The following is a 12,020-nucleotide window of genomic DNA, read 5'->3' on the forward strand; positions in this document are numbered from 1 at the left end:
TTTTTGTATGGGAAAGACAACGTATTGACCCCGCATTTGTCGACGGTCGATAGGAAAGTGCATATAATTTCCGCCCAAGCCGTAGGGAAGATTCACGCTCTAGAAGTGCATCTCCACCAGCGGCCCAGGTCGGTGTTGGAGCACATTACCGGTATTGTTTCGCGCTGTTGCTTACCTTTAACCATAAAAGGACGTGATCATGAAGAAATCCCTCCTCGTAGCTTCCCTGTTGGCTGCCGTTGCACTGGCTGCGTGCAACAAGAGCTCCGAGCAAGCTGCTTCGTCGGCTGCTAGCGACGCTACCGCCGCCGCTGCTTCGGCTGCTTCGGGCGTTGCCGCTGCTGCTTCGGAAGCGGCTTCGGGCGTTGCTGCCGCTGCGAGCGATGCAGCTGCTGCTGTGGCGTCGGCTGCTTCGGCAGCGACGGCTGCTCCGGCTTCGGGCGCAAGCCAGTAAGTCGCGTCAGCATCAGCTGAAAAAAAAACCGGCCCGCGGGCCGGTTTTTTTACGTCTTCAGCACCGCACGACTTTCCTACGGCGTCACGGTCCCTTGTTCACGGCCGGTACGCCGCAGCGGGCGCGCGCGCCCGCCGGCGTCACATCAGCGCAGGCTGAGCCAACCGAAGCCGTCGTCCTGCGACGCGACGATCACGTCGCCCACTCCTCCCCCCAATGCCGCCGACAGCGCCGCTTGCGCGAGCGCCGGCGAATTGTTTTGCTGGCTCAGATGCGCGGCCACCAGATGGCGCAGCCGGCTACGATCGAGCTCGGCGAGGATGGCCGCCGCCGCATCGTTGCTCAGATGGCCGTGGGGGCCGCCGATACGCGCCTTCAGCGACGCCGGGTAGCGGCTTGCCGCGAGCATCGCGACATCGTGGTTCGCTTCGAGCACGAGGCCGTCACAGCCGCTCAGGACGGTGCCGATATGCGACGTCGACATGCCGACGTCGGTCAGCACGCCGAGGCGCGCCGCGCCGTCGCCGAAGACGAACTGGAGCGGCTCGCGCGCGTCGTGCGGAACCGTATAGGGCAGCACGCACAGATCACCGAGCGCCGCCTCGTCGCCGCTCCAGAGGACGTGGAGGTCGACATCGGCGTCGTCTGCGCCGACCGCGCGCGCAGTGCCCCAGCTCATATACAGCGGCAGCGATGCGCGGCGGGCGAGCGTCAACGCGCAGCCGACGTGGTCGCCGTGTTCGTGGGTAACGAGAATCGCGTCGAGCTCGTCGACGCGCAAATCGAGGCGCGCGAGCCGGCGTTCGAGTTCTTTCGCCGAGAAGCCGCAGTCGAGCAGGACGCGCGTCGTCGTCGCGCCATTCGACGCTTCGACGACGAGCGCATTTCCTTCGCTGCCGCTTCCGAGGCTCGCGAATCGCACGCGCTTAGTTCAACTGCGCGTGCAGCAGCGAGATGAGCCGCTGAGCATCGGACGAGTTGTCGATCTGGCCGTTCGCGTCGACGACGGCCACTTGCGTCTTCGCGTCGCCTTGCGGGCGCACGTTGACGAGGAACTCCTTGCCCGGCTTCGCGGCCGTCGAACCGCCGTAGAACAGCTTGCCGAACAGGCCGTCGCGCTTCAGCTCTTCCATCGAATTCGCATAGCGCACGTAGTAGATGCCCTTCGTGCGATCGCGGTTGTCGACCGTGAAGTTCGTCCGGTCGAGCGCGATGCCGACGCGCAGCCACGCGCGGTCGAACGATTCGGCCAGATCGAGCGTCGACGCGCCGGCATTGGTGTCGACGACGGTCGCGGGCGCCGTCGCCGGGCGCGCATCGGCGAGCAATTGCTTCGCCTGCGCATCGGTCAGACCGAATTTCTCCATCAGCTTCGCGAGGAACACCGCTTCGAGCACCGGGTTGCGGGGACGCTCCTCCCAGCGCGACGACGTGCCGCCCTGCGCGCCCGTCAGCTTCTCTTCCATCGCGCTATGCGTGATCGAGATGTCGGTATTGCCGCCCGAGGTGCGCGTGACGAGTGTGCGGAAGCGATCGCGGGTGCCCGACGAATAGGCGAAATCGATCACACGGCCGATCGTGCGGCGAAACCAGTCATCCGGAATGTTCGCGCGGTTTTCCGCCCAGTCGGTCGCCATGATGCCGGTCGAGGGCGCGTCCGTCTTCAGCGCGAAGCCGTTGTCCTGCCAGAACTCCTTCAACTGCGGCCAGAGCTGCTCGGGCGTGCGGCCGTCGACGACGAGCCAGCGGCGGTCGCCGTCGCGCTCGACGTGCATCCCGAACGGATCCTGCGCGGTCGGCTGCCCTTCCGTCGTGTTGCCCGCGGCCGTCACGGCGCGCGTCGGCGCGGAGCCCAGGCCCGAGTTCGTCGGCGGCGCGATGAACGACGGGCTGAGCGGCACGGCCGTCAGATCCTGCGGCACCTGCAGCGGCGGCGCCGAGCCGGTCGCCTTGTAGTTGACCCGGTCGGGCGCGAGATAGTCGTTCAGCGTGTCGCAGCCGGCGAGTGCGCCCAGCGCGAGCGCCAGCACCGAAATCTGGATCGCGCGAGAGGAAAAGGCGGAATGTTTCATGAAGTCCTTCGTCTTGCTAGAACGCGTGTCACGCACGACGCCGGGGACGGCCGGGTCGGTGTCGGATCGATCGGGATGCGGCGCGGCCGCGCGGGCGGCCGCGTCCGGCCTCACAGGAGGCCGGCCTCGCGAAGCGCGCTGCGCACGGCTTCGTGGCAGCGCTCGTCGAGGGGCGTGAGCGGCAGGCGGATACCGCCCGCGATCTTGCCCATCTGTTGCAGCGCCCACTTCACGGGAATCGGGTTCGCTTCGATGAACAGATTCTTGTGCAGCGCCAGGAGCTTCATGTGAATCTCGCGCGCCGTCCTCGCGTCGGCGGCGAGCGCCGCGCGGCACAGTTCGCTCATCGCGCGCGGCGCGACGTTCGCCGTCACCGAGATGTTGCCGTGGCCGCCGAGGAGCATCAGCGCGATCGCGGTCGGATCGTCGCCGCTGTAGATCAAAAAGCGCTCGGGCGCCGCCTTGATCAGTTGCGCGGCGCGGTCGATGTTGCCCGTCGCGTCCTTCACGCCGACGATGCCCGGTACCTGCGCGAGGCGCAGGATCGTCTCGTTCGACATGTCGGCGACGGTGCGGCCGGGCACGTTGTACAGGATCACCGGCAGGTCGACCGCTTCGGCGATCGCCTTGAAGTGGCGGTACATCCCTTCCTGCGTCGGCTTGTTGTAATACGGCACCACTTGCAGCGTCGCGTCGGCGCCCACCGCCTTCGCGTGCTTCGACAGCTCGATTGCCTCGGCCGTCGAGTTGCCGCCCGCGCCGGCGACGATCGGAATCCGCTTCGCCGCGTGCTTGACCGCGGTTTCGATCATGAGGACGTGCTCGTCGACCGAAAGCGTCGCCGATTCGCCGCTCGTGCCGACCACGACGAGGGCATCCGTCCCCTCTTCGATGTGCCAGTCGATCAGCTTGCGGAAGGCCGCCAGATCGAGGCCGCCGTCCTCGAGCATCGGGGTGACGATCGCGGGGACGCTGCCGCGGATTTGAATGCCGTCTTGAGTGCCGTTAGCCATGAAACAAACACGATGAAAAATCGGTAAAGGTCGATTGTAACGGATTAGCCTGCCAGTCCGTAACGCGGAAATCCCGCCCCTGCTTCCGGCGCGGCGCGCTCACGCACCGCGCAGATTCGTTGGACGAATGCGTCGCGCGGCGCGGCCAGGAATCCGTCCTCGAACGCGACGACGCGCAACTGCCCGCGCACCGCATCGAGCAACTCGCCCGGCGCGAGCAGGAACGCGAGGTTGGACGGCTTGCCGACCGTTTGGTTGCCTTGCGCGAACGTCTCGTACAGCAGCACGCCGCCCGGCGCGACTGCGGCAACGAGACGCGGCAGCAGCGGACGATGCAGATAATGTGTCACGACGACTGCGGCGAAGCGCGCGTCGTCGGCGAGCGGCCACGGCGCGCCTTCGAGATCGGCCGCCTGCGCAGCGACGCCCGGCAGCGCGCCGAGCGACGCGAGCCCAGCCGGGTCGCGCTCGAGCGCGCGCACCGGATGGCCGCTCTCGGCGAACCAGCGCGCGTGCCGGCCGTGGCCCGCGGCGACGTCGAGCACCGCACCGCCCGCCGGCACCAGATGCGACCACTTGCGCACCCACGCCGACGGCTCGGTCGTCGCGCCGTGCGAGCCCGCGTGCGGCGGGCCGTCGACTGCAATCGTCAGCGTTTTCAACTGTACGACAGCCCCATCGCCTCGCGCACGTCGCGCATCGTCTCGGTCGCGTGCTTGCGCGCCTTGTCGCAACCGTCCGCGACGATCGCGCGCAGCAACGACGGATCGTCCATGTACTTCTGCGCGCGCTCGAGCATCGGCTGCTGCTCGCGCAGGATGCCCTCGATCACCGGCTGCTTGCAGTCGAGACAGCCGATGCCCGCCGAACGGCAGCCCTGCTGCACCCACTCGTGGGTCGCCTCGTCCGTGTAGACCTGGTGAAGCTGCCATACCGGGCACTTGTCCGGATCGCCCGGATCGCTGCGGCGCACGCGCGCGGGATCGGTCGGCATCGTGCGGACCTTCTTCGAAATCGTCTCGGCGTCCTCGCGCAGGCCGATCGTGTTGCCGTACGACTTCGACATTTTCTGGCCGTCGAGGCCGGGCATGCGCGACGCCTCGGTCAGAAGCGCCTGCGGCTCGACGAGGATGATCTTGCGCGCGCCTTCGAGATATCCGAACAGCCGCTCGCGGTCGCTCATCGACAGGCTCTGCGACTCCTGCAACATCGCGCGCGCCTGTTCGAGCGCCTCGTCGTCGCCCTCCTGCTGATACGCGTTGCGCAGCTCGCGATAGAGCTTCGCGCGCTTGCCGCCCAGCTTCTTCGCCGCTTCGAGCGCCTTCTCCTCGAAGCCCGGCTCGCGGCCGTACAGGTAGTTGAAACGGCGCGCGATCTCGCGCGTCATCTCGACGTGCGGCACCTGGTCCTCGCCGACCGGCACGAGCGAACCGCGGTACAGCAGGATGTCGGCCGCCATCAGCACCGGGTAGCCGAGGAAGCCGTACGTCGACAGATCCTTGTCCTTCAGCTTCTCGATCTGCTCCTTGTAGGTCGGCACGCGCTCGAGCCAGCCGAGCGGTGTGCTCATGCCGAGCAGCAACGCGAGCTCGGCGTGCTCGGGCACCTTGCTCTGGATGAAGAGCGTCGCCTGCGCCGGGTCGATGCCCGACGCGAGCCAGTCGATCAGCACGTCCCACACGTTCTTCTCGATTACCTCGGGCGTTTCGTAGTGCGTCGTCAGCGCGTGCCAGTCGACGACGCAGAAGAAGCACGGGTACTCGGACTGCAGCTTGACCCAGTTCTTCAGCACGCCGTGATAGTGGCCGAGGTGGAGCGACCCCGTGGGTCGCATGCCGGAAAAGATACGGTCTGGGAACATGATTATCGTTAGAAAAGCGAGGCGAAAGGAGTCAGGATGGCCGTCACGACGGCGTAGCCGGCGCCCACCAGCGGCCGCAGCCAGAATTTCGTCAAAAGCCCCGTTGCGACGAGCGCGAGCACGATGAAGAAGCCGTACGGCTCGATCCGCGACAGCGCGATCGATTGCTTCGGCGGCAGCAGCGCCGCGAGCACGCGCCCGCCGTCGAGCGGCGGCAGCGGAAAGAGGTTCAGCACCGCGAGCACGAGATTCACGCCGACGCCCGCGCCCGCCATCCGCGTGAAGAACGGCTCGTCGACCGCGAGCGCGGCGAGGCCGATGCTCACGAACCCCCACAGAAGTGCCTGGACGAAGTTGCAGCCCGGCCCCGCGAGCGCGACCCACAGGCTGCCCCAGCGCGGATCGCGCAGATTGCGGAACGTGACGGGCACGGGCTTCGCATAGCCGAACAGGAACGCGCCGCTCGTCAGGAAGTACAGCACGAGTGGAATCACGATCGTGCCGAATGGATCGATGTGGCGCATCGGGTTGAACGACACGCGGCCCATCATGTACGCGGTGTTGTCGCCGAGCAGGCGAGCGACGTAGCCGTGGGCAGCCTCGTGCAGCGTGATCGCGAAGACCACGGGAAGCGCATAGACGGCAATCGTCTGTATCAGGGAAGAAGCATTCATAGCGCGCTATTGTAACAAGCGGGAAACGCGCGAACGGCGCGCATGCATGCGGACCGAAACGGCGGCCGCTCCGAAGCGCCTGGACGGCGCGGCGCCGCTCACGCGGCGAGACCGAACGGATCGAGCCGACCGCGCCCCGCCCGCACGAGCTGCGGCTCGTCGCCCGTCAAGTCGATCACGGTCGACGGCTCGCGCGGGCACGCGCCGCCGTCGACCACGAGATCGGCCTGCTTTTCGAGACGCGCACGGATTTCGTCCGGGTCGTTGAGCGGCTCGACGTCGGGCGGCAGGATCAGCGTCGTGCCAAGGAGCGGCTGGCCGAGCGCCTCGAGCAACGCGAGCGTGATCGCGTGCGCGGGCACGCGCAGCCCGATCGTCTTGCGCGACGGGTGCGACAGCCGCCGCGGCACCTCCTTCGTCGCCTGCAGGATGAACACGTACGGCCCCGGCGTCACCGATTTGATGAGCCGATATTGTCGATTGTCGACCATCGCGAACGTCGCGAGTTCGGACAGATCGCGCACGAGCAGCGACAGGTGCTGCTTCTCGTCGAGCCCGCGGATGCGACGCACGCGCTCGACCGCGTCCTTGTCGTCGAGATGGCATGCGAGCGCGTAGCTCGAATCGGTCGGCAGCGCGATCACGCCGCCGCTACGCACGATTTCGGCCGCCTGCTTGACGAGGCGCGGCTGCGGATTATCCGGATGAATCCTGAAGAATTGGGACATGAGGACAGAGGGAATGGATCGGCGCGCGCGCCAGCCTGCGGCCGGACGCGCTGCCGGCAAACGCCGCTACAGCCAGCGTTCCCAGACGGGTTTGAGATCGGACGGCAGCGGCGGCAGGCTGCCGAGTTCGGTGCGCCCTTCGCCCGGCGCGTGGAAATCGGAGCCGCACGACGCCTCGAAGCCGAAGCGCCGCGCGACGTCCGCGTATTCGCGGTACTGGTCGGGCGTGTGGCTGCCCGTCACGACTTCGATCGCGACGCCGCCCAGATCGATGAACTCGCCGAAGAACGCGTCGAATTCGACGGGCGTGTACGCATAGCGGCCCGGATGCGCGACGACCGCCTCGCCGCCCGACTGCCGGATCCACGCGACCGCGTCGGACAGCTTGGCCCAGCGGTGCGCGACGTAGCCCGGCTTGCCGTCGCCGAGGTAGCGGTCGAACACGTCGGCCGTCGACGCCGCATAACCCTTGTCGACGAGAAAGCGCGCGAAGTGCGTGCGCGAGATCAGGTCGGGATTCGACACGTATTCGAGCGCGCCTTCGTAAGCCCCTTCGATGCCGACCGAGGCGAGCGCGTCGCCGATCGCGACCGCGCGCGCAGTGCGGCCGTTGCGCGTCCGGTAGAGGCCATCGGCGAGCACGCGGTTCTCCGGGTCGATGTGCAGACCGACGATGTGTACGGTGCGCGACGCCCACGTCACCGAAATCTCGACGCCGTGCAGATAGCGCATGCCGAGCGCCTCGGCAGCTTCACGCGCGGCGCGCTGACCGCTGACCTCGTCGTGATCGGTCAGCGCCCACAGCATGACGCCGCCCGCGTGCGCGCGACGCGCGACGTCGGCAGGAGAAAGCTGACCGTCGGAGACGTTCGAATGGCAGTGGAGATCGGCGTTCATGGGGGCATCGGGGGCTAAGCGTTCATTCTACTGCAATGCGCAAATTCGCCGCAGCCGCCCCGGTGGTGAGGGAACGGCCGGGGCGGCAATTTTCGACGCGTCGCCTCTTGCCTCTTGCCTCTTTTGCCGCCTGCCGCCTGCCGCCTTGCCGATTTGCCGCCTTGCCGATTTGCCACCTTGCCACCTTGCCACCTTGCCGATTTGCCGATTTGCCGATTTGCCGATTTGCCGATTTGCCGATTTGCCGATTTGCCGATTTGCCGCCTTGCCGATCCGCCCGATCGCGCCGAACCCGCAGTCAGTTCACGCGCAGAACGCTTCGATCAGCGCGGCGATCTGCTCCGGCTGGTCGTGATGGACCATGTGCCCCGCATCCTCAACGAGCTTCTCGCGCCAATCCGCGAACGCCGCAAAGCGCGCCTTGAATTCGGGAATCGGGATCTCGCCCGCGAGGAACGCGAGCGTCGGCGAATCGACGGCCTCCACGTGCAGCACCTTCGCGCACACCTTCGACCAGATCGCCGTCACCTCGTCGAGCCGGTACAACAGCGGGCCGCGCAGCTTGTGCGCGGGATCGGCGAGGAGCCGGTACTGGCCGTCCGCATCGCGCGTCGACCAGTGCGCGGCGAGAAATGCCGCGCGGCGGGCGTCGAGGCGCGGATTCGTCTTGCTGAGGCGCGCGGCGACGTCTTCGAGCGATGCGTAGCGCTTGAGCGTCGGCGGCGTGCGCAGCTCGTCGAGCCACTGCGCGAGGCGCCGCGGCGCCTGCTCGGCGCGCGCGGGCGCAAGCCCGAAGCCCTCCAGGTCGACGACCCGCCGCACCCGCTGCGGCCGCGCGCCCGCGTACAGGCACACGACGTTCGCGCCCATGCTGTGGCCGATCAGGTTCACTTCGCCGTCGGGCGTGTAGTGGTCGATCAGCGCGTCGAGATCCGCGAGGTACTCGTGGAACCAGTAATGGCCGCCGCCGTGCGCGGCGACCGGCCAGTCGGACAGCCCGAATCCGCGCGCGTCGGGTGCGATCACCTGCCAGTCGCCCGCGAGCGCGTCGACAACGAACTGGAACGACGCCGCGACGTCCATCCAGCCGTGCAGCATATAGAGCGTCGGCGCGTCGGGCCGCCCCCAGCGGCGCACGTGCAGCTTCACGCCGCGGATCGTGAGGAAATCGGAGACAGATTGAGTGGAGTGCATCGCAACCGCCAAAAAAAGAATGACCGTTCGATTATATCGATCCGGCCCGTCTGGCGTGGGCAGCGCATCGAGCCTGTGTGCGTGTCGAGGCACTTCTCTAGTGTAGGGTTTCGCTCTCGATGGAACTTAAAATCGCCATGAAAACCTTGTGCGCATTGGGCTTCGTACGTTTCAAATAGCGTAGGACGCTGCACTGATATGTATGGACCGTGTCAAGTGCCAAAGTGCGCGATTCCCCGAAGTTTGGCGGGTCAAGGGCGGAAGCGGCAAATGCTTGATGGGGTCGAATCCGATGCCACGGATCAGGCCCACTGAAATCGCCGAACGCGTCGCGAACGGTTCGGACGTCCGCCATCTTTGATCGCACTCCGATGCCGATCAAATCAAACGCGAATCCGGCAATCGACGCGCCCCGCTTGCGGGCGTCTTCGATTAGTCAACCAGTCATCCACGGCCTCGCGCGGCCGACTTCATCGCCCCGCGCGCCCGTCGGCCCCGACGATCCGCTCTCGCCCTCGATTTACACCGCAGCCAAGCCGCCCCCGCACACGCGATGCGCCCCGCCCTGTCAAGCCTTCGGCTCGACGTCCTGCGCGACGAGCGCGTTCAATTCGTCGTCGTTGAAACCCGCCGCGCGGCGCGCATCGAAATTGAACGGACCGCGCAGCCGCGGCGCGTGATACTGCGCGGCGAGCCGTTCGTAGGTCGCGTGCGGCTCGAGCCCCGCCTCGTCGCACAGATGGCGAAACCAGCAATTGCCGATCCGCACATGACCGATCTCGTCGCGCAGGATCACGTCGAGAATCGCCGCCGACGTGTGATCACCGGCCTGCTGAAGCCGCGCGCGGATCGGTGGCGACGCATCGAGCCCGCGCGCCTCGAGCGTGCGCGGCACGAGCGCCATCCGCGCGAGCACATCGGCCGCCGTCCGCTCGCACATCTCCCAGAGGCCGTCGTGCGCGGGAAAATCGCCGTACGCGTGCCCGAACTCCGCGAGGCGCGCGGCAAGCAGCGAATAATGGTGCGCCTCCTCCGCCGCGACTGTCAGCCAGTCGGCATAGAACGCAGCCGGCATCCGCGCAAAGCGCCACACTGCGTCGAGCGCGAGATTGATCGCGTTGAACTCGATATGCGCGAGCGCATGCAGCAGCACCGCGCGCCCTTCCGGCGAGCGCATGCTTCGCCGCTCGAGCCGGCGCGGCTCGACGAGCTCCGGCCGCGCGGGCCGCCCGGGCAAGCCGTGCTCGGGCGCGCACAGCTCGCGCTCCAGCAGCGCCGTCGCGCGTCCGTCGAGCAGTGCGGCGCGCAGCTCGCCGACGAGCACGGCCTTGCGCGCAGGATCGGGCTCGCAAAGCGCTGCGAGCGCGTCGCTGCGCGCGCAGCGCGGGGGTTCCAACGACGAAATCGGGACGAATGACATGAGAAGGCGACATGCCCGAGCGCGTCGAGCGCGCGCGAACGACCAGGACAACCGTTTACAATAAAGGATTCGATCGCGCCGCATCCAAGCGCGACGCAACCGCGCGCCATTGTACCGGCCGCCCAGACAAGCCCCAAGGGAGACACCGTGACCATCTACAAGCTCGGCGACAACGCCCCGTCCATCCACGAAAGCGTGTTCGTCGCGGACAGCGCGGCGATCGTCGGCAAAGTCGTGCTCGAAGAGAACGCGAGCGTCTGGTTCGGCGCGACGATCCGCGGCGACAACGAGCCGATCATGGTCGGCGCGGGCAGCAACGTGCAGGAAGGCGCGGTGCTGCACACCGATCCGGGCTGTCCGCTCTCGATCGCGCCGAACGTGACGGTCGGCCATCAGGCGATGCTGCACGGCTGCACGATCGGCGAAGGCTCGCTGATCGGCATCCAGGCAGTGATCTTGAATCGCGCGGTGATCGGCCGCAACTGTCTCGTCGGCGCAGGCGCGGTGATCACCGAAGGCAAGACGTTCCCCGACAATTCGCTGATTCTCGGGGCGCCGGCGAAGGTCGTGCGAACGCTGTCCGACGAGGACATCGCGCGGATGCACATGAACACGAAGAGCTACGCAATGCGGCGCGCGTATTTCAAGGAGCAGCTCGTGCGGATCGGCTGAAACGCCGCGCGCGAGCCGTTTGATTGTCGAGGGAAAAAAGTGAGCGACCAGTTACAGAAATTCATGTTCAACGCGGCTCCGGTGCGTGGCGAGATCGTCTCGCTGCGCAACACGTGGCAAGAGGTGCTCACGCGCCGCGACTATCCAACGCCCGTGCGCAACGTGCTCGGCGAGATGATGGCGGCCTGCGCGCTGCTGTCGGCGAACCTGAAGTTCGACGGCACGCTCATCATGCAGATCTTCGGCGACGGCCCGATGAAGATGCTCGTCGTCCAGTGCAGTTCGGACCTCGCGATGCGCGCGACCGCGAAGTTCTCGGGCGACGCCGCGCAAACGCTCGGCGAGGACGCTTCGTTCGCCGACCTGATCAACGCGAGCGGCCACGGCCGCTGCGTGATCACGCTCGATCCGACCGACAAGCGGCCCGGCCAGCAACCGTATCAGGGAATCGTGCCGCTGAACGGCGAGAACGGCCCGCTCGCGTCGATTGCCGACGTGCTCGAGCATTACATGCGGCACTCCGAGCAGCTCGACACGCGCCTCTGGCTCGCGGCCGATCACAATCGCGCGGTCGGCGTGCTGCTGCAGAAACTGCCGGGCGACGGCGGCATCGTCCCGCGCGTCGAGGAAACCGACACGGACACGTGGGAGCGCGTCTGCACGCTCGGCGGCACGCTCTCGTCGAAAGAACTGCTCGAAGTGGAACCCGAGACCGTGTTCCGGCGTCTGTTCTGGCAGGAGAATGTGCAGCACTTCGAACCAACGAGCACGCGCTTCCATTGCACGTGCTCGCGCGAGAAAGTCGGCGGGATGCTGCGCATGCTCGGACAGGTCGAGATCGACGGCGTGATCGAGGAGCGCGGCCACGTCGAGATCCACTGCGAATTCTGCAATCAGCGCTACGAATTCGATCCGGTCGATGTCGCCCAGTTGTTCTCGACGCCGGAACTCGGCGCGAGCGTAGCGCCCGCCGCCGAGCGACGGCACTGATTCGCGCGCGTGCGCGCGGGCGACGCGCCCGCCCGCGCCGTCCGG

At 67.1% G+C, this 12,020-nt stretch carries 14 protein-coding genes; 4 read left to right on the forward strand and 10 right to left on the reverse strand.

Annotated elements, in window-relative coordinates:
• Positions 1-24 precede the first annotated feature (24 nt).
• On the forward strand, positions 25-294 hold the full coding sequence (locus tag WS69_RS35575; protein WP_009904701.1) for a hypothetical protein: 270 nt from the start codon (positions 25-27) through the stop codon (positions 292-294).
• A 305-nt stretch (positions 295-599) separates the two neighbouring features.
• Here the strand turns inward: WS69_RS35575 and WS69_RS26955 are convergent, their stop codons facing one another.
• From WS69_RS26955 to WS69_RS26990, 8 genes are all read right to left on the reverse strand, one after another.
• Positions 600-1,376 (reverse strand): MBL fold metallo-hydrolase, encoded by a 777-nt coding sequence (locus WS69_RS26955; RefSeq protein ID WP_059473702.1) that lies wholly within the window; start codon positions 1,374-1,376, stop codon positions 600-602.
• A 4-nt stretch (positions 1,377-1,380) separates the two neighbouring features.
• Positions 1,381-2,526, reverse strand: coding sequence for an outer membrane protein assembly factor BamC (gene bamC / locus WS69_RS26960; protein ID WP_059473771.1), 1,146 nt, complete (start codon positions 2,524-2,526; stop codon positions 1,381-1,383).
• Between the two features lie 110 nt (positions 2,527-2,636).
• Complete coding sequence (gene dapA, locus WS69_RS26965; RefSeq protein WP_059473703.1) at positions 2,637-3,539, reverse strand: 4-hydroxy-tetrahydrodipicolinate synthase; 903 nt, start codon at positions 3,537-3,539, stop codon at positions 2,637-2,639.
• 44 nt (positions 3,540-3,583) lie between these two features.
• On the reverse strand, positions 3,584-4,192 hold the full coding sequence (locus tag WS69_RS26970; RefSeq protein ID WP_418230150.1) for a class I SAM-dependent methyltransferase: 609 nt from the start codon (positions 4,190-4,192) through the stop codon (positions 3,584-3,586).
• A gap of 5 nt (positions 4,193-4,197) precedes the next feature.
• A complete protein-coding gene (locus tag WS69_RS26975) occupies positions 4,198-5,400 on the reverse strand; it encodes a tryptophan--tRNA ligase (RefSeq protein ID WP_059473705.1) in 1,203 nt (400 codons plus the stop codon).
• An 8-nt stretch (positions 5,401-5,408) separates the two neighbouring features.
• Positions 5,409-6,074, reverse strand: coding sequence for a site-2 protease family protein (locus tag WS69_RS26980; protein WP_059473706.1), 666 nt, complete (start codon positions 6,072-6,074; stop codon positions 5,409-5,411).
• Positions 6,075-6,172: 98 nt separating this feature from the next.
• Positions 6,173-6,802, reverse strand: coding sequence for an L-threonylcarbamoyladenylate synthase (locus WS69_RS26985; RefSeq protein ID WP_059473707.1), 630 nt, complete (start codon positions 6,800-6,802; stop codon positions 6,173-6,175).
• A gap of 66 nt (positions 6,803-6,868) precedes the next feature.
• Positions 6,869-7,699, reverse strand: coding sequence for a 3',5'-nucleoside bisphosphate phosphatase (locus WS69_RS26990; protein WP_059473708.1), 831 nt, complete (start codon positions 7,697-7,699; stop codon positions 6,869-6,871).
• On the opposite strand from WS69_RS26990, the gene WS69_RS33830 reads away from it, so the two are divergent.
• Positions 7,698-8,054 carry a hypothetical protein gene (locus WS69_RS33830; protein WP_156438425.1) on the forward strand — a complete coding sequence of 119 codons (357 nt, stop codon included), beginning with the start codon at positions 7,698-7,700 and terminating at the stop codon, positions 8,052-8,054. The genes WS69_RS26990 and WS69_RS33830 overlap by 2 nt on opposite strands.
• On the opposite strand, the gene WS69_RS26995 is transcribed toward WS69_RS33830, so the two are convergent.
• Both WS69_RS26995 and WS69_RS27000 read right to left on the reverse strand, forming a co-directional pair.
• Positions 8,003-8,893: an alpha/beta fold hydrolase gene (locus WS69_RS26995; protein ID WP_059473772.1), complete on the reverse strand. Its 891-nt coding sequence runs from the start codon at positions 8,891-8,893 to the stop codon at positions 8,003-8,005. The two genes, WS69_RS33830 and WS69_RS26995, sit on opposite strands and share 52 nt — an antisense overlap.
• Before the next feature lie 568 nt (positions 8,894-9,461).
• The gene (locus WS69_RS27000) at positions 9,462-10,313 is read right to left on the reverse strand and encodes a ferritin-like domain-containing protein (RefSeq protein WP_059473709.1); all 852 of its coding nucleotides are present in this window, start codon (positions 10,311-10,313) and stop codon (positions 9,462-9,464) included.
• Positions 10,314-10,460: 147 nt separating this feature from the next.
• Here WS69_RS27000 and WS69_RS27005 point away from each other — a divergent pair, with 147 nt between their 5' ends.
• Positions 10,461-10,985, forward strand: coding sequence for a gamma carbonic anhydrase family protein (locus WS69_RS27005; RefSeq protein WP_059473710.1), 525 nt, complete (start codon positions 10,461-10,463; stop codon positions 10,983-10,985).
• Between the two features lie 39 nt (positions 10,986-11,024).
• On the forward strand, positions 11,025-11,975 hold the full coding sequence (hslO, locus tag WS69_RS27010; protein WP_059473711.1) for an Hsp33 family molecular chaperone HslO: 951 nt from the start codon (positions 11,025-11,027) through the stop codon (positions 11,973-11,975).
• Positions 11,976-12,020 lie beyond the last annotated feature (45 nt).

The organism is Burkholderia sp. BDU5, from assembly GCF_001522845.1.
Classification (GTDB): domain Bacteria; phylum Pseudomonadota; class Gammaproteobacteria; order Burkholderiales; family Burkholderiaceae; genus Burkholderia; species Burkholderia mayonis.

Coding starts and splice junctions, on each gene's coding strand:
- bamC (WP_059473771.1), bottom strand. CDS start 2,526: ATGAAACATTCCGCCTTTTCCTCTCGCGCGATCCAGATTTCGGTGCTG.
- dapA (WP_059473703.1), bottom strand. CDS start 3,539: ATGGCTAACGGCACTCAAGACGGCATTCAAATCCGCGGCAGCGTCCCC.
- WS69_RS26975 (WP_059473705.1), bottom strand. CDS start 5,400: ATGTTCCCAGACCGTATCTTTTCCGGCATGCGACCCACGGGGTCGCTC.
- WS69_RS26980 (WP_059473706.1), bottom strand. CDS start 6,074: ATGAATGCTTCTTCCCTGATACAGACGATTGCCGTCTATGCGCTTCCC.
- WS69_RS26985 (WP_059473707.1), bottom strand. CDS start 6,802: ATGTCCCAATTCTTCAGGATTCATCCGGATAATCCGCAGCCGCGCCTC.
- WS69_RS33830 (WP_156438425.1), top strand. CDS start 7,698: ATGGGGGCATCGGGGGCTAAGCGTTCATTCTACTGCAATGCGCAAATT.
- WS69_RS26990 (WP_059473708.1), bottom strand. CDS start 7,699: ATGAACGCCGATCTCCACTGCCATTCGAACGTCTCCGACGGTCAGCTT.
- WS69_RS26995 (WP_059473772.1), bottom strand. CDS start 8,893: ATGCACTCCACTCAATCTGTCTCCGATTTCCTCACGATCCGCGGCGTG.
- WS69_RS27000 (WP_059473709.1), bottom strand. CDS start 10,313: ATGTCATTCGTCCCGATTTCGTCGTTGGAACCCCCGCGCTGCGCGCGC.